The organism is Corynebacterium sp. Marseille-Q2823 (assembly GCF_903645345.1).
Lineage (GTDB): Bacteria > Actinomycetota > Actinomycetes > Mycobacteriales > Mycobacteriaceae > Corynebacterium > Corynebacterium hiratae.
Genome location: NZ_CAHJXS010000001.1, coordinates 255479 through 277660, shown reverse-complemented (window position 1 = coordinate 277660; position 22182 = coordinate 255479). Strand labels below are relative to the sequence as shown.

Genomic DNA, 22182 nt, shown 5'->3' with positions numbered 1-22182 from the left:
GCATCTAAGCGCGCTCAATCGGGTTGGCCAGGCTGCCCACGCCGGGGATCTCAACTTCGATGGTATCGCCCGGCACCATCGGCGCCGTGCCAGCCGGGGAACCCGTCGTGATGACATCACCCGGCAGCAGCGTGTAGGACTGCGAGATCTCAGCGATGATGTCACCCATCTTCACAATCATCTGATCCGTATTGGAATCCTGCTTCTGCTCTCGCTTGCCCTCGTGAGTGAGGTAGGCGTTAATCTTCTGATTATCGAGATTGATGCAGTCCAAGTCCGTCTCAATCCACGGGCCCAGCGGGCAGAAGGTATCGATGCCCTTCGCACGTGCCCACTGGCCATCCTGGAACTGCAGGTCACGCGAAGAAACATCGTTACAGATCGTGTAGCCGACGACGTGATCGCGCCACTTCTCTGGATCAATATTCTTTGACACCTTGGAAATCACCACGGCGAGCTCGCCCTCGAACTCAACGTTGGTAGCGAACTCCGGAATCTTGATGGGTGCACCGGGGCCGATGACCGAGGTGGAGGGCTTGATAAAGATCGTCGGCGGCAGGTGCTCCGCGGATTCCTTGAAGACTTCCGCCACGTGGTCGGCGTAGTTGCGGCCCAGAGCTACGACCTTGGTGGGCAGGGTCGGCGCCAGCAGGCGTACTTCACTCAGCGGCCACTCACGGCCAGTCGGCTCCGGTGGGGTAAACGGTGTGCCGGAAATTTCCTTCGCCACCAGCTGGTCAAGCGGGGCGTCGGCGGGGCCATCAATGATGGCGAAACAGATACCTTCGGTGTGAGCAATTCGTCCTAAACGCATAACGGCCATACTACTCGCAAGGATTTTTAACACACGATCAGGGGTCTGCAGTAAAGGTTGCAAAGGAAGCGTTGTCTATCTCAGCGCTGGACGACGTCCCCCAGGGTCACCGCTCGCGTGCTCCCCCGCTGCGCTAGGTATAGCTCTGCGCAAGCCAGGGCGTCGCTGAGCGCATTGTGGCTGCCATAGCGCGGCAGACCATAGCGCTCACGGACTCGGGGAAGGCGTAGGTCCTCGCCGCGCGGGTAGGTGCCCATGCGCTCCATGTGGCGCCGCTCCAACGCAAAGGTATCCACCACGCTCAGCCGCGGGCGCTCTCCGAACACCGCGCGGGATGCCGCCTCAATGAATCCCACTTCCAGCGCTGCGAAATGTGCGAGCAACGCGCGTCCCTGCACCGCCTGGCGCAACTGCTCCATAGCGCTCTCCAACTTCTCGCCGGCATCGATGACGTTTTGAGTCAGCAGGTGGACATGCGCGTCGTCGGCCACCTGCGCGCCGCGCACCACGATATAGCCAGCGCCAGATAAATCGATGGTGCTCCCATTAACCGGAACCCAACCGATAGAGACGATCTTGCCCGTGCGGGGGTTAAGGCTGGTCGTCTCCATGTCCACGGCCAGCAAGCCCACGTCATCAAGGGGTGTGGTGCGCGGGGGCGCGCCCCAATCCGCCCGACGGCTCCAGCGATTCCACATCTAGATATTCCTCACTGGGTACTTGGTCGCGAGGGCATTCTGCATCGACTTGATCGCCCGGAAGGCATCGCGCAGGTGCTCGCGTTCCATACGCCCCAGGCCCTTGGGGTCGATGTTGTAATTGGGCTGCTGCCCCTCGCGCAGCTGGTGGGCTTGGTGTTGGAAGGAGAGGGAACGTAGGTAGTCAAAGGCGTCGAGAAGCTCCTGCGCTCCCTGTTGGCTCACCGCGTTACCGGCGGCTTCCCTGAGACGCTGGCGGGTAACCACCCCCGTCGGACCGGGACCCAAGGGGAAGAGCCGGGCCATCTGCACGATTCCGCAGTACCGCCCTTCTGATGTCGAGGGTGTTGGCGTAATCGCCATCGCGCTCCACCACCAGCCCCCGGAAGAAGGTTAGCGGCGGCTCGCGGCGCGCTGCCAAGCTGGCCAGGTGCGCGTGCAGGCGCGTTGCCCCTTTACCCATTTCTACGGCAGCAGTGTGGACTTCCCGGCCCAGCTCCTCGCTGCCATAGAGCACACGGAAATCGAAGAAGATCTGTGCGTTGAGCAGCGCCTCCGGTTGGGGCTCACGGATCCACCTGCGGAAGGTGTCGATCCATTGGGAGCGCGTCATCCGCCATTCTTCGTTCATCGCCATCATGTTGCCGGGGCAGAGAACTTGGCCGGCGTCGGCAAGCCCCTCGCAGACGAAAGAGCTGAGCTGTGCGAAGTAGTCGCCGTGTACCGCGGCATCGTAGTCATCAGCAAGGACCAGAGCATTGTCCTGATCCGAGGCGAGCGCCATCTCCCGTCGGCCCTGCGAACCAACGGCCACGAAGGCATACTCGACTGGCGGGGGTCCAAGTTCCTCCTCGGCCAGCGTGCACAGTCGGCGGGCCACTGCATCGGCGGCGAGCGTGACCAGGCTGGAGGCTTCCGCCGGGGTGGAGCCACGCTCCACGTAACGCCCGGCCAAGCGCGTGGCTTCCTGAAAAGCGCCACGAAGCTCAGCGGCACTGCTGCGCCGTGAGAGGTCCGCGGTGAGGTAGAGCGGGTCGTTATGGAGCAGGCGCGTAACGTCCGACTGCGTGACAATGCCCTGCAAGGCGCCCTCGGTGACCACCGGCAGGTGGTGGATACCTCGCTCGGCCATGTGCAGCAGCGCCTCCATGGCGGGGGCATCGGCCGATACCGTCAGCGGGTTGGGCGTCATGATCTCCCCCACCGCCTGGCCGGGATCGCGGTGAACGGCGAGCACGCGCGAGCGCAAATCGCGGTCCGTCACGATGCCTTTAAGGCGGGTGCCGTTCTGGTTCCCGGGCTCCACGACGAGGAGCGAGGACACGCTACGGTCTGTCATCATCTCAGCGGCTTGCGCGATCGTTGTGGTGGCCGGCGCGGTGAGCACGTCGGTGCGGATAAGGTCCTGCAGCGGCGTGCGGAGAACATCTGTTGGCGCGGAATCGGACAGCTCCCGGGCTGCTGCTCGGATCTGGCGCGACTTGGCCGAAAAGAACCGTGCGATGTCTGGGTTGCGGTGGGCGCACTCGCTAAAAGCTTGCTGTGGCAGGGCGAATACCAGACTGTCTTCGACCGCGATCATCTCGTAGGCGGAGACCGGCTCGCCCTGCAGCGTGGAATAGCCGAAGGTCAGCCCGGGTTCGCGACGATCGAGCAGGACGCCATCCTCCCCTAGGACATCTATTGCTCCGGTGCGGATGATGTGGAGAAAGGTGTTCTCTTCTCCGAGCCTGACGGGGATGTCCCCGCGGCGCAGGTAGATCATGCTCAATTGTGAGGACAGCGCGGTGAGCTCTTCCTCCGGCAGGCGGGAGAAAGGCTCGTGCTGTGCGAGGAAACTAGTGACCTCGTCTATTTCGACGCTCATGCGCCAACCATACAGTGCTAGGCGCTCAGCGCGGAGGCGATTCGGTCACCAATTTCGGTAGTCTTCGGCTGCGCATCCCCGCGGGAGGAGACGTCGGCAGCAACGGCCTCCTCGATGCGCACAGCGTTGTCCTCGTCACCGAGGTGGCGCAGTAGCATCGCGGCCGAGAGGATCGCCGCGGTCGGGTCCGCAATCCCTTTGCCCGCAATGTCCGGGGCAGAACCGTGGACAGGCTCGAACATGGAGGGATTCGCACCGGAGGCGTCAATGTTTCCGGAGGCGGCTAAGCCGATGCCACCGGTAACAGCACCGGCCAGGTCAGTCAGGATGTCACCAAAGAGGTTGTCGGTCACGATGACGTCGTAGCGCGCGGGATCGGTGACCATGTAGATGGTTGCGGCATCGATGTGGTTGTAATCCACGGTGACCTCCGGAAACTCCTGTGCCACCTCGTTCACGGTGCGCTGCCACAGCCCGCCGGCATTGACCAAAACGTTGGTCTTGTGCACCAGCGTGACGTGCTTGCGGCGGGACATCGCACGCTGGAAGGCATCGCGCACCACGCGCTCAACGCCGTAGCGGGTGTTCTGGGAAACCTCCGAGGCCACCTCGTGCTCGGTGCCCTCGCGCAGAGTTCCTCCGTTACCGCAGTACAGGCCTTCGGTGCCCTCGCGCACGACGACGAAGTCGATATCGCCCGGGTTCGCCAACGGCGAGGTAGACGTCGGGTACAACTTGGAGGGGCGCAGGTTAACGTGGTGGTCGAGCGCAAAACGCATCTTCAGCAGCAGGCCGCGCTCCAAGACGCCGGGCGGAACCTCACCCGGGGCGCCAATCGCACCGAGCAGGATGGCGTCGTGCTCGCGCAGGGAGGCCAGGTCGGCGTCGGTAAGCAGCTCTCCGTTGCGCAGGTAGCGTCGAGCACCCAGGTCATAGTCGGTCACCTCGATGTCCTCGCGCACCGCGCGCAGAACCTTGAGCGCTTCCGCGGTTACCTCGGGGCCAATGCCGTCGCCGCCAATCACTGCAAGTTTCATTTTGTGGGATTCCTTTCTCACATATTGGATACTTGAGAGAGTACCACCCTCGTGCCCTCCATGAAGCCGAAACCCCCTGAAGAACCATGACTGGCTCTGCAGGGGGCGGTGGACGCCACTCAGGTACGGTGTGGATTAGGCATCCAAATCGAGCTGGTGGCAGGTAGCCCCCAGCGCCGAGTTGATCTCCTCGACGAGCTCCTCTGGTACCTCGCGCTCGACGCGCAGAATGAGCACAGCGTCGGAGGCGTCCTTACCCTGGGTCAAGGCGGCGGCGACAATGTTGATGCCGGCAGAGCCCAGCTTGGTACCTACGGTACCCAGCGCGCCCGGGGCATCCTTGTAGGAGAAGAAGAGGTTGCGGCCGGTAGCGCGCATATCGACGCCGCGGCCGTTGATGCGGATAATCTTCTCCACCCCGTCAATTCCGGTCAGGGCACCGGTCAGCTGCGATACCTTGCCGTTGGGGCCAATCACCCTGACGCGCACCGAAGAGCGGTGGCCCTTCGACTCCACGTTGGTCTTCACGTCCACGGTCACGCCGCGGCTTTCGGCGATCTTCATTGCGTTAACGAAGGTGACAGCCTCCGAGACCACGCCGGAAAACAGTCCGCGAACAGCAGACAGACCAAGAGCCGAGACATCCTCGTTGGCCAGCTCACCGCAGGCCTCGACCTCCACGGCAACCGGTGCAGCATCCAGCAGGTTGCCGGCTACCAGGCCCAGCTTGCGGGTCAGGTCCAACCAGCCGGCGACTTCCTCGCCGACCCGGCCGCCTTCAACGTTGACGGCATCCGCGACGAACTCGCCGGCCAGTGCCTTCAACACGGAGGCGGCGACATCGGTACCGGCGCGGTCCTGCGCTTCGACCGTGGATGCGCCCAAGTGCGGGGACACGGTAACTTGCGGAAGCTCAAACAGCGGGGAATCGGTGCAGGGCTCGGAAGCATAGACGTCGAAGCCTGCGCCGCGGTGGTGGCCAGACTTGATGGAGGCAGCTAGCGCCGCTTCATCGACGAGGCCGCCGCGGGCGGCGTTAATGATGATCTGGCCCTTCTTGGCCTGCGCCAAAAGCTCGGCATCGAACATGCCGGCGGTCTCCGGGGTCTTGGGCAGGTGGATCGTCACAAAGTCAGAGCGGGACATGAGCTCCTCAAGGCTCACCAGCTCCACACCCAGCGCCGCCGCACGGGCCGGGTTGGCATAAGGATCGTGCGCGATGATGGTGGTCTCAAAGGCCGCCAGGCGCTGGGCAAAGAGCTGGCCGATGTGGCCGAAGCCCACGATGCCGATGGTCTTGCCATAGATCTCGACACCCTTGAAGGACGAGCGCTTCCACTCGCCTTGGCGAAGAGACTGATCCGCCGCCGGCACCTGGCGCGCGGTGGCCAGGAGCAAGGCGATGGCCTGCTCGCAGGCGGAGTGGATGTTGGAGGTCGGCGCGTTGACGACCATGACTCCACGCTCGGTGGCGGCTGGGATGTCAACGTTGTCCAAGCCAACGCCAGCACGGCCGACGATCTTCAGGTTCTCTGCGGCGGCCAAAACCTCCGCGTCCACGGTCGTGGCGGAGCGGACGAGGAGCGCATCGGCCTCAGGCACTGCGGCGAGGAGCTCCTCGCGGTTTGGGCCATCAACCCAGCGAACCTCAACGGTGTCACCGAGGGCATCAACAGTGGATTCGGCAAGCTTATCGGCGATAAGTACGACCGGCTTCGACATAACTTCCTTTACTAGTCAGAATTGGAGATGCCGAGAAGTGTAGTTTATTCTTTCCAGCCCTGAGTGATTTTATGCGTGAATTCTGTCACTGAACCGAATTCCGGTCCGAGGGCCACGATAGGCCCCTCCGACAGCCCTGCCGTTATCGCCGCGCCGGCCTTCGTCGCCGACGGATCTGGCTCGGTCATGACGAAGACCGTGCCACCGTAGGCGGTGGCATTGACCACGTTGGCTAGGGGGCTTTCCGCGGTCGCCACAATCACCGGCGCCATTTGTGCGTCGCGGCGCGCCTGGGCCGGAATAGCCGGCATCTTTTCCTTCGTTATGTGCTGCGGCAGGGGCTCCCAGGCGGCCTTGAGCTCCGTCTTCGTAGAGGAATCCAAGCGCGCAATGTTGTCAACCATGCGCTCGCGTTTCATGACCACCTTCGACGTGAAGCGAAAAGCGGTGTATTCCCCCAGCGCCTTGGTGTTTCCTGGGTCGTGGATAACTTCAAGTTGCCCGTTCTGGCTAGCCCACGGAACGTTACCGATAACGAGGAGCTGGTCTACGTCGAGATCAGCGAGCAGCTGTGAAATCTGCGGGCGAATCGACGCATCGTACGTCACCATGGGCACGCGCTGGGACACGCTCAACGTCGCCGCGCGCAGGGCCGCGGCATCCGTCTCTTCGGCGAGGATCAGCGTATTGCTCTCCTTGAAGAACAAGCGCGCGGAGTCGATGCCCCAGCGGTCCCCCACCACGGTGACCTCGTTGGCGAATTGGGGGTCGATAAGCCGCAAGCGGTTCTCCTCGCTCGCGCGGGCCAGGTCGATGTCCGCTTCGGGGAGGGCGGTGATGTCCTGCGTGAGGATCGGCTCGCCCCGCCCCAGCGAGGAACAGCCCGCAGCGCCTAAGCCCGTCACGACTAGCAGCAGCGCTACAGGCACGACCTGTAGCGCACGTGGAGAAGGAACCTTAACGCGCAAAGGCCTGCGGGCCCTCCTCGCCGCCGGAAAGGTTCGTCTCATCCACGTCGCGCACCACCTGCTTGTTGAGTGCATATTCGACGATGCCGACAAAGCGCTCGCGGCGATCGGCGAAGAACTGGTGCGCGGTCTTCGCAGTCAGCAGCTCCGGATCTAAGTCGTGGGAGGCCAACACACTATCGAACTCGGCATCCTCCATGATCGACTTTGACTGCACGCGCGGCAGGTAGCGCTCGGGCGAATGCCCGTCCAGGACCACCTCGGTGCGCTTGCCCATCGGTGTGCGGTTGAGCACGGAGTTCGCCAGTACGCCGCTGATACCGTGGCGCTCGCACCAGCGAAGCGGGAAGACCGGGAAGAATCCCGGCTGCAGCTCCTCGAAGCTATGGCGGTTGAAGGGGCGCCCCGTCCGCCAATCCTTGGCGCCGCGGGCCATGAGCAGAGCGTAGAGGCCGTGCCATACGCCGTCGTTCTCCCCCACGGACAGCAAGCGGGACTCGCGGAAGGAAGCATCGCGCACCGTCTTCGGAACGCTCTCGGTATCGCCGGCAACCCAGCTGGTCACCTCGTCGACATCACGGGCAGCGCGCAGCTTGACGGCCGAGGAGCCGTAAAGCTCACCGAAGACACCGCTCCAGAACCACTGGTTGAGGCGGTCCCAGGCGTCTTGGGTAGATAGCACGCCCTTCTTCTCAGCCAGACGTGCCAGGATGACCGCCAGCGGGATAATCTGCTCGGAATAGGGAACCTGCTCCAAGGACAGGATGCAACGCTCAGCCAAGAACTCGGCGACCTCACGGAAGGTAATCACGAGGGTCTCCGCGGCCTTGCGGTATTCAGCGAGCGTCAGTTGCAGGATGTCTTCGCGCTGACCACCAGCGTTGCCCTTCTCCCCCGACACCAGCAAAGACACGGCCGAGAGGAACTCGTTGCGGCCAATGCCGTCGAGCGCCGGGAAGGAACGCAGCTGCTTCTCGACGGCCGCCCAATCCTCCGCCAGGTGGAAGTCCGGGTCTTCGGAGGCAAAGACAGCCGTGAGCAGATCGAAGACATCCATCTGCAGACCAGCCGAATTTACCTGCGCAAAGATCGAGCCGATACCGGCGCTTGCCGTCTCCCGGGAGAGGCGGATCATCGGCACGGTGTAGCCGGACAGCGGGCGCAGGACGCGGTTGTTGAAGGCTGCAACCACATCACGGGTGGCACCATCGTTGGCGGCTGCGAGCTCGAAGAGCATGCTGGTGCCTTCCTCGATCAACAGGGCTGAGACCGGGATGCAGCACTCTTCGATTGCGGCTTCGCGGTTGTTCAAGGAGCCTTCGATATCCGGCGCGAAGTGGGAGCGCAGCTCGCCATGCTGGTTGACGGCGAAGACGGCCTCGTCCGGCATGATGTCCTCCGAGGTCGCTATGCGCAGGTCCACGTAGTACTTGCGGGAGACCTTCTTGGAACGAAAATCAGTGGTATCGACGAAGCCCTCGCCGCGGAAGCAGTGATACAAGGTGGTAAGGCGCTGCTGCCCATCAAGCAAGAGCAGGCCCGGGTTCACCCCGGTATCCGGAGCCCCAGCCAATGGGCGGGGGCGAAAGCGCATGGTTTCGTTGCGGGTATCCAAGGCCATAAATGCGCCGAGCGGGTAGCCGCGCAAGACGGTGACGATCAGCGATCTAATGCGGTCCTCATCCCAGGAATAAGAGCGCTGGAAGTCAGGCAGCTGAATATCACCGCGATCGATGCGAGCGAAAAGGTCATTAAGGTCATAACTTGGCGTAGAGAAACCCATGGCCTCGAGCCTACCGCCAAATGTGGGAACGTGCCCGTTTGTGCGCGAACATCACATTGCGGGCACCAAGCCCCGGGTAATGAAAAATCCCGCCAGCCGGTGGCCAGCGGGATTACTCAGATCCAGTGCGATTTATGCAGTTGCATCCAGCGGGTTCTTGACCCAGCTCATAAGATCGCGCAGCTTCTCACCAGTCTTCTCGATCTCGTGATCGTTGTAGCTGGCGCGCAGCTCCTCGAGCTCCTTGTTGCCGCCCTCAACGTTGGCGATCAGGCGCTTGGTGAAGGTTCCGTCCTGAATGTCGGACAGGATGTCCTTCATGCGCTGCTTGGTGTCAGCGTCGATGACGCGCGGACCGGAAATGTAGCCGCCGAACTCTGCGGTATCGGAGACCGAGTAGTTCATGTTCTTGATGCCGCCCTCGAACATGAGGTCAACGATGAGCTTCAGCTCGTGCAGGCACTCGAAGTAGGCCATCTCCGGCTCGTAACCGGCTTCCACCAGCACCTCGAAACCGACCTTCACGAGCTCCTCGGTACCACCGCACAGAACGGCCTGCTCACCGAAGAGGTCGGTGACGGTCTCGGCTTCGAAGGTGGTCGGGATAACGCCGGCGCGGGCACCGCCGATGGCCGCGGCATAAGACAGGGTCAGCTCGCGGCCCTCGCCCTTCGGATCCTGCTGGGTCGCGATCAGGCAGGGCACGCCCTTGCCGTCGACGAACTGGCGGCGGACCAGGTGGCCCGGGCCCTTCGGCGCAACCATACCGATGGTGATGTTCTCCGCCGGCTTGATCAGTTCGAAGTGAATGTTGAGGCCGTGGCCGAAGAACAGAGCATTGCCGTCCTCCAGGTTTGGCTCAATGCCCTCGGCGAAGATGGTCGCCTGGGACGTATCCGGGGCTAGCAGCATGATGACGTCAGCCCACTTGGACGCCTCAGCGTTGCTCAGGACCTTAAAGCCAGCCTCTTCCGCCTTCTCGCGGGACTTGGAACCCTCGCGCAGGCCGATCGCCACCTCAACGCCAGAGTCACGCAGGTTCATTGCGTGGGCGTGGCCCTGGGAGCCATAGCCAATGATGGCGACCTTGCGGCCCTGGATGATGGACAGGTCGGCATCGGAATCGTACAGAGTCTCAATAGCCATGTTGTTGTTCCTTCTCTCTGCGGTTCGTTGTCACTACTCAGTGAATAGTGACGTGGTCTACTGAATTTGTATCACATTTTGGGACAAGATGCCCACAATGTGAGATTATTTATTTGCTCGGTGCCATCGCCTTCGGGCCACGCCCCAGCGCGACGTTTCCGGATTGCACCAGCTCACGGATACCGAAGGGCTCGAGGACGTCGAGAAGTGCCTGCAGCTTGCCCGGCGTACCGGTGGCCTCCACCACCACGGACTCCGGCGATACGTCCACGATGCGGGCGCGGAAGATGTTCACCGCGTCGACCACCTGGGGGCGGTTCGAGTTATCCGCGGCCACCTTGACCAGCATGATGGCGCGGGCAATGGTGTTTTCTTCCTCCAGCTCCACCACCTTGAGCACCGGAACAATCTTGTTGAGCTGCTTCGCCACCTGCTCGATGACAACCTCGGAGGCGTCCACAACGATGGTCAGGCGGTTAATCCCCTCGGTTTCGGTCCGCGCGGAGACCAGCGAGATGAGGTTGTAACCGCGACGGGTAAACATACCGGTCACGCGGGAGATGATGCCCTCAATGTCCTGGACCCGCACGGACAGGATGTGTCGGGTGATGTCGTCTTTAGCCATTGTTCTTAGGCCTCCTCGAGGGATTCGTGGATGTCGGCCGGATCCTCGGCCGCGGACTCGTTTTCATCAAACAGCGGGCGCAGGCCCAGGGCGTACTGAATTTCCTCATTGGAGGCGCCGCCACCAATCATCGGCCACACCTGGGCATCCTGGCCCACGATGAAATCAATGACCACTGGCCTGTCGTTGATTGAGCGCGCGCGCTCAATCGCGGGGCCAATCTCTTCTGCCGTGGTGACGCGAATGGACACGCACCCCAGGGCCTCGCTGAGCTTGACGAAGTCCGGAACGTACTCATCGTGCTCACGCAGCTTGGTATGGGAGTACTTGTTCTCATAGAAGAGCGTCTGCCACTGGCGCACCATGCCCAGGTTTCCGTTATTAATGACAGCCACCTTGATGGGGAATCCCTCCACCGCGGCGGTGGTGAGCTCTTGGTTGGTCATCTGGAAGCAGCCATCGCCGTCAATCGCCCAAACCTCACGCTCCGGGCATGCGGCCTTAGCGCCCAGCGCTGCGGGTACGGCGTAGCCCATCGTGCCGGCACCGCCCGAGTTGATCCAGCTGCGCGGGTGCTCGAAGTCGAGGAACTGTGCCGACCACATCTGGTGCTGGCCGACGCCCGCGCAGTAGATAGCCTCCGGCCCCACGATGGAGCTGAGCTGCTGGATAACCTCCTGCGGATTGAGCAGCCCGTCCGACGTCGGCTCGAAACCGCGCGGGTAGCGGCGCTGCAAATCTCCCAGGTACTCCATCCAGTCACCGAGGTTCGGGGCGTCCAACTCCGCGTCATTGGCATAAGCCTTGGTCAGGCGCAGAAGCACCTCGCGGGCATCACCCACGATGGGAACAGCTACCTCACGGATCTTGCCGATCTCGGCCGGGTCGATGTCGGCGTGGATGACCTCGGCGTGCGGAGCAAAGGTATCGGTATCACCGGTCACGCGGTCATCGAAGCGCGCGCCCACGGCGATGATAAGGTCCGCGCGCTGCAGCGCCGCCACCGCCGGTACCGTGCCGTGCATGCCGGGCATGCCCATGTGCTGCGGGTGATTATCCGGGAAAGCGCCGAGCGCCATGAGGGTGGTCACCACCGGGATGCCGGTCAGCTCAGCAAACTCGCGCAGCTCGCGGGAAGCCTCCGCCTTAATGACGCCGCCGCCAACGTAGAGCACCGGGCGCTCCGCGCGGGCAATACGCTGAACAGCCTGCGTGATCTGGCGCGGGTGCGGGGTCGTGGTGGGCTTATACCCCGGCAGGTCCGGCATGACTGGGCCGGAGTACTCCATCAGGGCGTTCTGGACATCCTTCGGGATATCCACGAGGACCGGGCCCGGCCGTCCGGTGGACGCCAGGTGGAACGCGGCAGCAATAGCCCCCGGGATGTCCTCTGCCTTGGTGACGATGAAGTTGTGCTTCGTAATCGGCATGGTCACACCGCGGATATCGGCCTCCTGGAAGGCGTCGGTGCCCAGCAAGGAGCTGCCCACCTGACCGGTGATGGCCACGACCGGCACGGAGTCCAGGTTGGCGTCCGCCAGCGGGGTCACCAGGTTGGTAGCACCCGGACCGGAGGTGGCAATCATGACGCCTACCTTTCCGGATGCCTGGGCATAACCTTCGGCGGCGTGGCCGGCCCCCTGCTCGTGGCGGGTGAGCACGTGGCGCAGCTTCGTGGATTCAAAGAGGGCGTCGTACAGCGGAAGCACGGCGCCGCCCGGAATGCCGAAGACAAGCTCGGTGCCCAAATCTTCGAGGGTACGGACAATGGCGTGTGCGCCCGTGATGCGCTCGGGCGCCCGCTGTGGCGGAGTGGAAGCTGTCACGGTTGTTGTGCTCCTTCAGTGGGGATGGATATCGGAGAGATCATCCAACTAATAACGCCCCCGCTGTCCTTCCTGGGTGTGAAGGTAACGGGGGCGCTTGCTGGTCGACGTCACTAGTGGACTCGCTACGGCTCGCGCCGCCCGGGTACTACTACGAGGTGAAGTCGAATAATGATCATGGGCTAAACTGTACACTGATAGAAACGCCACCGCAGGCATTTACCCCCATTTTTGGGATCTTTTTCTCATTTTGCGAGATTGCACAGGTGGGGCGGTTCGCCACCGCGCCACGCTGTCAATTACGATGACCCACTATGACGTCCTCACACCCGCAGAACGCATCTTCTCGCGCCGAACACCCCACGGCCGAAACGTTCAAGCCCACCCGCGAACACCTCCTCGGCATCGGCATCCTCGCCGCAATCGCTTTTCTCAGCATTGGCTGGGCCCCGAAATACCTCTTCTGGATCCTCATCTTCCCGGTGTTGGCCATCTGGTGGGTCCTGCGGGCCCGCACCACCGTGGACGCGAAAGGCATCCACATCACTTATGGCTTCCGCGGCCCCAAGGACATCGCGTGGAAGGACTTTAAAGGCATCGGATTCCAGCGCTCGAAGGCCTACGCTCGCACCACCAGCGGCGACAACCTCAACCTGCCGGGCGTGACTTTTAACTCTCTCCCCCGCCTTGCCGCCGCTTCCAACGGCCGCATCCCCGACGCCCTGACCGCTGGCCGCGAAGCCGCCGATGACAAGGTCGTCATCGTCCACCGCGATGGCCAACAAATCCTCCTTACCAAGGAGGAATACGCCGAGTACCTCAAGAAACACCCCGAACTGAAGGATTAACCATGTACCCTCTCCGCTCTAAAGTCACCACCGTTGGCCGCCAGGCATCCGGTGCGCGTGCGCTGTGGCGCGCTACCGGCTCCAAGGAGAGTGACTTTGGCAAGCCGATCGTTGCCATCGCCAACTCCTTTACCCAGTTCGTTCGGCCACGTCCATCTCAAGAACGTCGGCGACATCGTGGCCGACGCCGTGCGCGAAGCCGGCGGCGTGCCCAAGGAATTCAACACCATCGCTGTTGACGATGGCATCGCCATGGGCCATAGCGGCATGCTCTACTCCCTGCCCTCGCGGGAGATCATCTCCGATTCCATCGAGTACATGGTCAACGCGCACACTGCCGACGCCCTGGTGTGCATCTCCAACTGCGACAAGATCACCCCGGGCATGTTGAATGCCGCGCTGCGTCTCAACATCCCTACCATCTTCGTGTCTGGCGGCCCGATGGAAGCCGGCAAGGCCGTCGTCGTCGACGGTGTAGCACACGCACCGACGGATCTGATTACGGCCATCACGGCGTCGGCCAGCGATGCCGTCTCCGATGAGGGCCTGGCTCAGGTGGAGGAATCCGCCTGCCCCACCTGTGGTTCCTGCTCCGGCATGTTCACCGCCAACTCCATGAACTGTCTCACCGAGGCGCTCGGTTTGGCCCTTCCAGGCAATGGCACCACGCTGGCCACCCACAGCGCACGCCGCGATCTCTTTGAACAAGCCGGCCGCACCATCGTCGAGATGTGCCAGCGCTACTATGGCGAGGAAGATGACGCTGTCCTCCCGCGCTCGATTGCCACCAAGGAAGCTTTCGCCAATGCCATGGCGCTGGATATGGCTATGGGCGGTTCGACCAACACCATCCTCCACACGCTGGCCGCCGCGCAGGAGGGCGAGGTGGACTTCACGCTGGAGGATATCAACGAGATTTCCTACCGCGTGCCTTGCCTGTCCAAGGTGGCGCCCAACGGCACCTACCACATCGAGGACGTGCACCGCGCCGGCGGCATCCCCGCCATTCTGGGCGAGCTGCGTCGCGCCGGCCACTTGAACCTCAAGGTCCATACCGCGCTCTACGACAACGCCGAGGAATGGCTCGACGAGTGGGATATCCGCGGTGGCAAGGCTACCGACGCTGCCCGCGAACTCTTCTTCGCCGCCCCCGGCGGCGTGCGCACCACCGAGCCTTTCAGCCAATCCAATCGCTGGGATGAGCTCGACACCGACGCGGCCAATGGTTGTATCCACGACGCCGAGCATGCCTTCTCCTCTGACGGCGGACTGGTTGTCCTGCGCGGCAACCTCGCCCCCAACGGGGCCATCGTCAAGGCCGCCGGCGTGGAGGAAGAGCTGTGGACCTTCACCGGTCCGGCCCGCGTGGTGGAGTCCCAGGAGGAGGCCGTGTCCATCATCCTCAAGAAGGAAGTCCAGCCCGGCGATGTCATCGTCATCCGCTACGAGGGCCCCGCGGGCGGCCCCGGCATGCAGGAGATGCTGCACCCGACCTCCTTCCTCAAGGGTTCCGGCTTGGGCAAGGCCTGCGCCTTGATTACGGATGGCCGCTTCTCCGGCGGCACCTCCGGCCTTTCCATCGGCCACATTTCCCCCGAGGCTGCCCACGGCGGTCTCATCGGCCTGGTGGAAAACGGTGACCCCATCACCATCAACATCCGCGAGCGCCAGCTCACCCTCGACGTCGACGAGGACGTTCTCGAACGCCGCCGCGCCATCGAGGAGCAGCGTGAGAAGCCCTGGACGCCGAAGGACCGCAACCGCCCGGTCACCAAGGCCCTGCGCGCCTATGCCAACATGGCCACGTCCGCTGACCGTGGTGCGGTGCGCGTGGTGGATGGTTACGTCAATTAGAGTATGGGGCGATGAATTTCGCCACTAACGCCGCAAGGCGCACACTCCTGACCGCCGCCGGGCTCATCATTGGCCTGGTGGGCGTCATCCGCCACGTCCTCCACACGGACTTCCCGGTGGACATGATCATTTACCGAGAGGGCGTGCGCGCCTTCATGGAGGGCCGCTCGGTCTACTCGGAGCCCATGTACGCCGGGGATTTGGCGCTCCCCTTTATCTACCCGCCCTTCGGGGCGCTGGTCATGGTGCCACTGACTGCTTTTGACTGGATGAGCGATTCGCTCGCCGGCGACATCATGATCGTCCTCTCGGACGCCCTGGTCTTTGCCTGCCTCTACGCGATCTTCCGCGCGCTCAAGGTGCCGCACCTGTGGCCCACCGTGGCGATCGCGTGGGCCGCGGCCATGTTCTTTGAACCCATCCGCCTCAACAATGGTTTTGCGCAGATCAATATCGTCATCATGGCGCTGGTCATCTTTGATCTTGTTCCCCGCGAGCGCAAGCTTCCGCAGGGCTGGCTGATAGGTCTCGCGGCGGCCATCAAGATCACCCCGTTGGCCATGCTGCTCTACTTCCTGCTGCGCCGCGAGTGGCGGCCCATCCTCACGGCCTTAGCCTCCGCCGTCGTGGCGACGCTGTTGGCCGCGGCCTACCGATGGCAGGCCTTTGTCGAGTTCTTCAGTTCAAAGCTTCTCGATATGGGCAAGGGCGCAGACTTCGGCGTGGCTACTGACTATCAGTCCAATTCCTCGCTCAAGGGTGTCATCCAGCGCCTCTTTACCTCCCAAGAGGCGATGAACAACAACGGCATGCTCATCAACGTGCTGTGGCTCGTGGCGGCACTCACGATCATCGGCCTTAGCTCAGCACTCATCATGGCTCAGATGCGGCGCGGCCTGCTTGTCGACGCCCACCTCACCACCGCCACCACCATGCTGCTCATCTCCCCCGTTTCGTGGTCCCACCACTGGGTGTGGCTGTCCCTCATCGTGCCGCTTCTGGTCTACCGCGCCTGGTCCTGGCGCAATTCCACCTGGGTCGCCGGCAGCTCGCTGGCTGTTCTCGCCGCTTGGACTGGCATGCTGCTCACCGTTCCGCCGAAGTGGTGGTTCGGCGATAGCATCGATGTTCACGCGATGCCGCTGTACCAGAAGTTCTTGGTCGATGACTTCGTGTGGCTGGCACTCCTCAGCTGGATTCTCTACGCCATCTGTCTCAAGATTCAGGACAATAAGGCAGACAAGCCACATGCTGAACTCGCTGCGGCCCAAACCAACTGACCCCCGAAACGCAAAACTGCCTGTTCTGCCAAAGTTGTTCGCCGCGCCTGCGGCGGGCTCAGGTGGTGAATGCATCTATACAGCTAGGAGGTTGTGTAGATGTTAGGCGATAGAAAGCTACGTGAGCGGTATGTGCAGGCGTATCTGCATGATGCGCGTCCGATGTCGGTGATCCTCAAGGAGTTGGGGGGCTCGAAGGCTACGGCGAAGGTGTGGCGCCAGGCTGAGGGCCTTAGCCGTGGCAAGCGCCGTCGGAGCCTGAATGAGGATAAGTACAAAGATCAATACCAAAAGATCATTGCTATTGTAGAAAGCGGTCGGTCTGCGCATAGTGCACTGAAAGAGACAGGTTTCCCACAGACCGCTTACCGATACCTTGCGCAAGACGGTATCGAACTCGCCAATACCAGTCGCGGTGGAGCCATACAACACGAGCGGGATCGCATTGCCCAAGCTTTGAAACTTGTGGATGCTGGCAAAAGCTATAAACAGGCCGGCCAGGTTGTTGATCGCTGCACTGCCACGGTGAAAACGTGGCACCATAATCGCATGTATGGGCGTTGGGTACTCAATGATCATCCCACTGAATCCGAATCGAAGGTAGGACGCGGAAAGCGTCTTATCCGCCATGACCGAATAGCGATAGCCTATCTGCTTGATCAGGGTCTTACTCACCGTGAGATTGCAGCCCACCTTGGCCGGAATCAGTCGACGATTAGCAGGGAAATCGCCCGTGGGATGACTGAGCATGGCTACGATGCCCTCGTGGCGCAAAAGCGGGCTGTAGACCGTTTAGCCAGGCCTAAACCCCGTAAACTCGATACCAACCCGCAGTTGCGGGCCTTTGTCATCGAGGAGTTGAACACGAAGTGGTCACCTTCCCCTTGGCTGCTGAGCCCTGCCCCCCTAGGAACAAAACTCGGGGCACTTCAATCTACGAGCGTTACTAGTAGTACTTCGTTACTTCTGTGTGGAGCTGTGATCGATAAATTGGCAGGGGATATACACCTAATTAGGGGTGATTTTACAACTGTTAGTTTCCTAATAGGAATTATCTGTTACTCTGGGTAAGGAGAACCTAATATGCGTGTTTCCCTCGTCACGGATAATCGTTTTCACGAAATTTACAGGAGTTCTTATGCGCAATCGCGCCACAAGATTCATCATGGCTTTATCTACAGCAGCAGTTCTCGCATTTGGTTTAATCATTCCACCAAGTGCTGCTGCCCAAAACCTGGGGAATCTTACCCCCTTGCCCGCATCAACAATTGACTTAGACGCTGAAATTCGCGTAGACACCAGTGATGTCACAGATGAGGACATCATGAATGTTCAAGACGAGATCAAGGTGATGAACGAGTCCGCCGACCCGTACGGTTACTTCGCATCCCTGTCAGCTAATGAACAACGCGCAATCATTGCTGCAGTTGAACGTGCCAGGGTCACTGACATCAATCCTCAGGTAGCGCCTTTTGCGACCACCCAGTCGGACCCCTACCGGATATATATCCAGGGCCTTGAAATGCTGTCCTGCATCGCGCTGGTCGATGTAGTATCATGCGGCATCGCCAATCAGGCAGCCACAACCGCGAGTACGGAAGCGCAGAACCGGTTTCCTGGCGCCACATCACTCCGCAATGGAAAGGGCGATGCTTTTCGGCACTGCTCGTGGAATGCCCTGATGACGATGAGAATCGGTGCAGATGCAGCTGAACGCATTGCTACTAACCACGAAACTGTCGCTCAAGGGCCAGCGGATCAGACCCGCATGGACCTGTATAACAATGCCCAAGGTCGATTTCTTGGATCTGCTTTCGCAAGTAGTGGCGACGAAGCTGCTGCTCTGAACCAGTGCGCCCTCTGGGCAAGGATTGGACTGCTATCTACACTTTCCTAGGATAGGCACGAGAAGGAGGTTATGTTAATGAGACGCATGATGGCACGGATAGGGTTCACTAGTATTGTCTCCCTATCACTCTCCTCTTGTAGTTTTAATGACCCATTGGCTTCTCATCTCGCGTCCCTAGAACGATCGGGACATGCAATCCCCGTTACTGAGTCCATCACACTGGAGGAACTCTACGGACCAGAGTGGACTGAGTTTTCGCTCGTGTGCCCATACACTCCGTATCAAACAGTCAAAGAAACACTTGTGGTTGATGATCCCCCTGTTCCAGAACACGGCTTCACCGAAGAGGCAAACTTCCTCTTTCTTAGAGGAAAGGGCGACAGCGAACAATGGGTGAGGTTCTCTCGACAGGCTCTCGATCTGTGTTCTCCATCAAGTCCGCCTTCTTTAATCATGGAGTCAACGACAGTTGCTCTCAGTTTTTCTCTGGATAATCCGGGTAGTGCTTGGACTCTAACCGGCTTGAACAAGTAGTCGTATGGGCTCGCTGCTTGATGTGCATGATTCCGCCACGACTGTCGATAAGTTAATCGAGATGTTTACCGGAAAAATACGCAACAACACCAAAACACTGACCTGGGACCAAGGTGTGGAACTAGCCCAAGTAGACAGGCTGAGCATCGAACGTGGGCTCGCAGTCTACTTCTGCGATCCACACTCACCCTGGCAGCGTCCTACCAACGAAAACACCAACGGGCTAGTCCGAGACTTCCTACCCAAAGGAAGCGACTTTAGTACCCTGACGCTTCAAAAGGCGTTCAACACATTCAAGACCTACTCAACGGGCGCCCCAGAGAAGTCCTCAACTGGTACACACCAGAAGAGAGAATCCAAGAACTATTCAAGTGATGCATCCACCACTTGAAACCGCCTGCGGCGGGCGGGAAAACTTTGGCAACAAGGGCACCTCAGCGAGGCCGTACTATGCACCCAACTCAACCCTCAGCTAATTCCTTGAGTGCTGCCAAGTGGCCGTCGAAGGCAATCTTGCCTTGCTCAGTCAATGCGACCCACACCGAGTCCTTCGCACGGCTGGTGCCGTACTCGCGGAAGCGAGTCACGTAGCCGGCTTTTTCCAGAGCTCCGAGCTGCTTGGACAGGGAGGCATCGGAAAGCTCCGTGCGAGCGCGCAACATGGCGAACTTCATCTCTCGGTTTACCTCCCCGCCCTGCGTGGCTCCGAAGGCATTAAGTGTGGCGCAAATCTTAAAGCGATTGAGCGGGTGGATTACCGGGTCAAGTTCACTCATCGCGGCCTCCGATCCAGCGCACCAGTATGTAGTGTCCACAAGACCGCCAAGGCGCACAGCACACTTGCAATGCATGAGGGAATAACGTGTCCTTCGACGAAGGGATTGAAGAGCGACGGCAGAATCATAAATCCCAATCCTGCGTAGAAGCGCCAGGTCACGCTCCGGGAGGCGTGCGGATCAACCTTCTGGCGCATCGAATCCCTCACCCCCGTGCGGTAAAAGAAGGCAAGGCTCACCAATAACCCGAGCACAAGAAGAAGTCCGCCGACGAGGACGAGCGGATGGACGTCAACTTTGATCCACATGTAAGCAAACCACGCACCGTACGCCGCCGCTGCGAGCAGGCTCAGCCAGACGGGTGGCCGTTTGGCCGCGGCCAACCGTTGTTGCTCCTCAAATGCGAGTGCGTCCAGAACATTCTGATTCGGCAAAACTAAAGCTCCCCTCCTGCGGCACCAAAGTCATTGTTTTCCACTACAGAAAACAACTTACTTTACATAATGGAAAACAACAACGGCTACCCCATAACTGCAGGCAGGGAGCTTGAAAGCCGGGCTGGTAGGCCTAGTTCAGCGGGTTAACCCCAGCGCCGAACCACCAGATGGCGACCAGTGCGGCCACGCCGATGACGACGAAAATCCAGGACGTCGCCAGCGGGCGGCGGGCCCAGGAGCGGTTGAAGTCCAGGGAGATGAATCCAGGGCCAGTGAACTGCAGGGCCACCGCGATCACGAAGAGGACGAGACCCAACCAGACGTTCTCGTTCCACGCGAAGACGTCTAAGCCTGCCTCGGAGGCGTTGAGGCCATGGATGGCGGAGAAGCCCGTGACGATAAGTCCGAACATAGCCGCGAGCGGGGTGACTAGTCCAAGCAGGAGGAAAGCACCGGCGATAAGCTGAACAGTCGGCACGCCGATGGCGAGTGCAGCTGCCATGGTGTATTCACCGAACTCGTTCTCCAGACCAGCCAGGCCCTCGTTGCCACCGAGCTTAAAGAAGGTCGAAGCACCCGCCACGAGCAAGTAGACACTCAGCGCTAGGCGCACGAAAAGCAGGCCAAAATCGATGGTTCCGCGGCGCGCTGGTTCCGGCTTCTCCTCCACTGCTGCAGTTTCAGAGTCGACGGCGGGGTCAGCGACAGCAACCGTGCTGGGAACTTCCTCGTAGTTCTCTGTTGCTGCTGGTTCGGTTTGGGTTTCCGAGGCTGCGGTTGCCGATACCGGCATAGCCGTTGTCTGCTCATCAGGCTCAGCCATTGCCTCCGCACGCGGGAATGCGGTGGTCTCGGTTTCTGCTGCAGCGCTGTCGAAGGACAGGGAACCGCGGGAAGGGCTTTCAAAGGTTTCGGTCTTAGCCTCCGCGGCAGGCTCAGCTGCAGTCTCAGCCGCTGGCTCTTCTACCTTCTTCGGCTTAATCACCTGCGGCTCGGCGCGGCCGGGGCGCTGGAAGAGGCTGCTCTTTTTGGGCTTCTCAGTCTCTACTTCCTCCGGCGCGCTGGCTTTCGCGGAGTCCGGCCCCGTGTAGGTGGGGATATCGTCATCAAAGTTGGTGGCTTTATCAGGAGTTTTATCGCTCATGCCTCCAACTTAAGGCAGCACTGTGCCTTTATGGCGCATCTTTATCGGCGCGGCGCGAAGCTAAAACCGCACGGCCTGCGTCTAAGACATCCGCCGTGAGGTCCGCGAGCAACTCCGACTCCAACCGCCAGCGTTGCCAGTAGAGGTCGATGTCGAGCGGGAAGTCGTCGAGAAGCACCAGCTCTCCGGTCTCCAGCAAAGGCTGTGCCTGCAGGCGCGGCACTAAGCCCCATCCCAGGCCGTAGCGCACTGCTTCGACATAACTCTCCGAGGAGGGGATCTGGGAAACTCGTGCGCGTAACACGTGGGAGTCGATGAAGCGCTCGCGCATGGCGTCATCCAAGGTGGCGTCGTTCGGCCCGAAGCCCACGATGGGCAGGGTCTCCCAATCCTCGAAGCCCTCCGCCAGAGCGGGCGCGGCGACGGCAAAGTAGCGCATGGTCCCGAGGTATGTAGATTCACAGCCGGAGACCGGGGTTTGCTCGCGCGTGACCGCGCCCAGCACATCACCCCGGCGCAGCATCGCGAGCGTTCGGGCCTCATCCTCGATGCGAATGCGCAGCGCCGCCTCACCGCGCTCGGCGGTGCGCTGGATTACAGGTCTGAACCACGTGGCCAGGGAATCCGAGTTGATCGCGACAGTCAACGGCACGCGGGAGAGGCGCTCGGTGAGCCGCGCATCTGCCTCGGCTTGGACCAGAGCCATGCGCCGCGCGGCTTGGGCGACAATCTCCCCTGCCTCGGTCACGGTGACGGGAGTTCCGCGGCGCAGAAGGATTCGACCAGTCGATACTTCCAGCGCCTTGATGCGCTGACTAACGGCCGAGGGAGTGATTCCCAACACAGCCGCAGCGCCCTCGAAGGAGCCTTCATCGATGATGGCCAGCAGAGTTTCAGTATGGAGCGGGTTCATGAAGCTATTTTAAACCAGCTGTAGAAGATTTAACTGGACTTCATATGCCGTTATACGCACA

Annotated in this window: 19 protein-coding genes and 2 pseudogenes; 6 read left to right on the top strand and 15 right to left on the bottom strand. The window is 61.1% G+C overall.

The annotated features are described in order from the left end of the window. Positions 1-4: 4 nt before the first annotated feature. From HWX44_RS01210 to HWX44_RS01165, 10 genes and pseudogenes are all read right to left on the bottom strand, one after another. On the bottom strand, positions 5-814 hold the full coding sequence (locus HWX44_RS01210) for a fumarylacetoacetate hydrolase family protein (RefSeq protein WP_175972884.1): 810 nt from the start codon (positions 812-814) through the stop codon (positions 5-7). A gap of 80 nt (positions 815-894) precedes the next feature. Next, complete coding sequence (locus HWX44_RS01205) at positions 895-1512, bottom strand: exonuclease domain-containing protein (protein WP_102233870.1); 618 nt, start codon at positions 1510-1512, stop codon at positions 895-897. Beyond that, positions 1513-3379, bottom strand: a pseudogene (locus HWX44_RS01200) (DUF294 nucleotidyltransferase-like domain-containing protein). It lies immediately after the preceding gene. A gap of 17 nt (positions 3380-3396) precedes the next feature. After that, positions 3397-4416, bottom strand: a complete 1020-nt coding sequence (locus tag HWX44_RS01195) for a 3-isopropylmalate dehydrogenase (RefSeq protein WP_070517515.1) — start codon at positions 4414-4416, stop codon at positions 3397-3399. Between the two features lie 135 nt (positions 4417-4551). Next, a complete protein-coding gene (serA, locus tag HWX44_RS01190) occupies positions 4552-6138 on the bottom strand; it encodes a phosphoglycerate dehydrogenase (RefSeq protein WP_049156496.1) in 1587 nt (528 codons plus the stop codon). 44 nt (positions 6139-6182) lie between these two features. Continuing rightward, positions 6183-7067, bottom strand: a complete 885-nt coding sequence (locus tag HWX44_RS01185; RefSeq protein ID WP_175972883.1) for a hypothetical protein — start codon at positions 7065-7067, stop codon at positions 6183-6185. Positions 7068-7095: 28 nt separating this feature from the next. Continuing rightward, positions 7096-8889 carry a GmrSD restriction endonuclease domain-containing protein gene (locus HWX44_RS01180; RefSeq protein ID WP_175972882.1) on the bottom strand — a complete coding sequence of 598 codons (1794 nt, stop codon included), beginning with the start codon at positions 8887-8889 and terminating at the stop codon, positions 7096-7098. Positions 8890-9021: 132 nt separating this feature from the next. Next, positions 9022-10035, bottom strand: coding sequence for a ketol-acid reductoisomerase (gene ilvC, locus HWX44_RS01175; RefSeq protein WP_175972881.1), 1014 nt, complete (start codon positions 10033-10035; stop codon positions 9022-9024). 109 nt (positions 10036-10144) lie between these two features. Beyond that, on the bottom strand, positions 10145-10660 hold the full coding sequence (gene ilvN, locus HWX44_RS01170) for an acetolactate synthase small subunit (RefSeq protein WP_175972880.1): 516 nt from the start codon (positions 10658-10660) through the stop codon (positions 10145-10147). Between the two features lie 5 nt (positions 10661-10665). Next, positions 10666-12486 carry an acetolactate synthase large subunit gene (locus HWX44_RS01165; RefSeq protein ID WP_175972879.1) on the bottom strand — a complete coding sequence of 607 codons (1821 nt, stop codon included), beginning with the start codon at positions 12484-12486 and terminating at the stop codon, positions 10666-10668. A gap of 314 nt (positions 12487-12800) precedes the next feature. On the opposite strand from HWX44_RS01165, the gene HWX44_RS01160 reads away from it, so the two are divergent. From HWX44_RS01160 to HWX44_RS01150, 3 genes and pseudogenes are all read left to right on the top strand, one after another. Next, on the top strand, positions 12801-13334 hold the full coding sequence (locus HWX44_RS01160) for a PH domain-containing protein (protein ID WP_070516400.1): 534 nt from the start codon (positions 12801-12803) through the stop codon (positions 13332-13334). Positions 13335-13336: 2 nt separating this feature from the next. Then, a pseudogene (gene ilvD, locus HWX44_RS01155) lies at positions 13337-15188 on the top strand (dihydroxy-acid dehydratase). 11 nt (positions 15189-15199) lie between these two features. Further along, positions 15200-16468 carry a glycosyltransferase family 87 protein gene (locus HWX44_RS01150; protein WP_175972878.1) on the top strand — a complete coding sequence of 423 codons (1269 nt, stop codon included), beginning with the start codon at positions 15200-15202 and terminating at the stop codon, positions 16466-16468. A 117-nt stretch (positions 16469-16585) separates the two neighbouring features. Here the strand turns inward: HWX44_RS01150 and HWX44_RS13225 are convergent, their stop codons facing one another. Beyond that, on the bottom strand, positions 16586-17218 hold the full coding sequence (locus tag HWX44_RS13225) for a hypothetical protein (protein ID WP_246822414.1): 633 nt from the start codon (positions 17216-17218) through the stop codon (positions 16586-16588). Between HWX44_RS13225 and HWX44_RS13485 the strand changes: the two genes are divergently transcribed. The 3 genes from HWX44_RS13485 (at position 17105) to HWX44_RS01135 (ending at position 19242) form a co-directional block, all read left to right on the top strand. Further along, positions 17105-17539, top strand: coding sequence for a helix-turn-helix domain-containing protein (locus tag HWX44_RS13485; protein WP_366095180.1), 435 nt, complete (start codon positions 17105-17107; stop codon positions 17537-17539). The two genes, HWX44_RS13225 and HWX44_RS13485, sit on opposite strands and share 114 nt — an antisense overlap. Positions 17540-17606: 67 nt before the next feature. Beyond that, on the top strand, positions 17607-18365 hold the full coding sequence (locus tag HWX44_RS13220; protein ID WP_232745259.1) for a DUF6973 domain-containing protein: 759 nt from the start codon (positions 17607-17609) through the stop codon (positions 18363-18365). A gap of 490 nt (positions 18366-18855) precedes the next feature. Continuing rightward, on the top strand, positions 18856-19242 hold the full coding sequence (locus HWX44_RS01135) for an IS30 family transposase (protein WP_070511640.1): 387 nt from the start codon (positions 18856-18858) through the stop codon (positions 19240-19242). 70 nt (positions 19243-19312) lie between these two features. On the opposite strand, the gene HWX44_RS01130 is transcribed toward HWX44_RS01135, so the two are convergent. The 4 genes from HWX44_RS01130 to HWX44_RS01115 all read right to left on the bottom strand — a co-directional run bounded on the left by HWX44_RS01130 (position 19313) and on the right by HWX44_RS01115 (position 22121). Then, positions 19313-19627: a transcriptional regulator gene (locus HWX44_RS01130; protein WP_049157204.1), complete on the bottom strand. Its 315-nt coding sequence runs from the start codon at positions 19625-19627 to the stop codon at positions 19313-19315. Beyond that, positions 19624-20061, bottom strand: a complete 438-nt coding sequence (locus HWX44_RS01125) for a hypothetical protein (protein ID WP_049157207.1) — start codon at positions 20059-20061, stop codon at positions 19624-19626. The genes HWX44_RS01130 and HWX44_RS01125 overlap by 4 nt, the downstream gene beginning before the upstream one ends. 133 nt (positions 20062-20194) lie before the next feature. Then, positions 20195-21208, bottom strand: coding sequence for a DoxX family protein (locus HWX44_RS01120; RefSeq protein ID WP_175972877.1), 1014 nt, complete (start codon positions 21206-21208; stop codon positions 20195-20197). 28 nt (positions 21209-21236) lie between these two features. After that, on the bottom strand, positions 21237-22121 hold the full coding sequence (locus tag HWX44_RS01115; RefSeq protein ID WP_102233859.1) for a LysR family transcriptional regulator ArgP: 885 nt from the start codon (positions 22119-22121) through the stop codon (positions 21237-21239). Between the last annotated feature and the right edge of the window lie 61 nt (positions 22122-22182).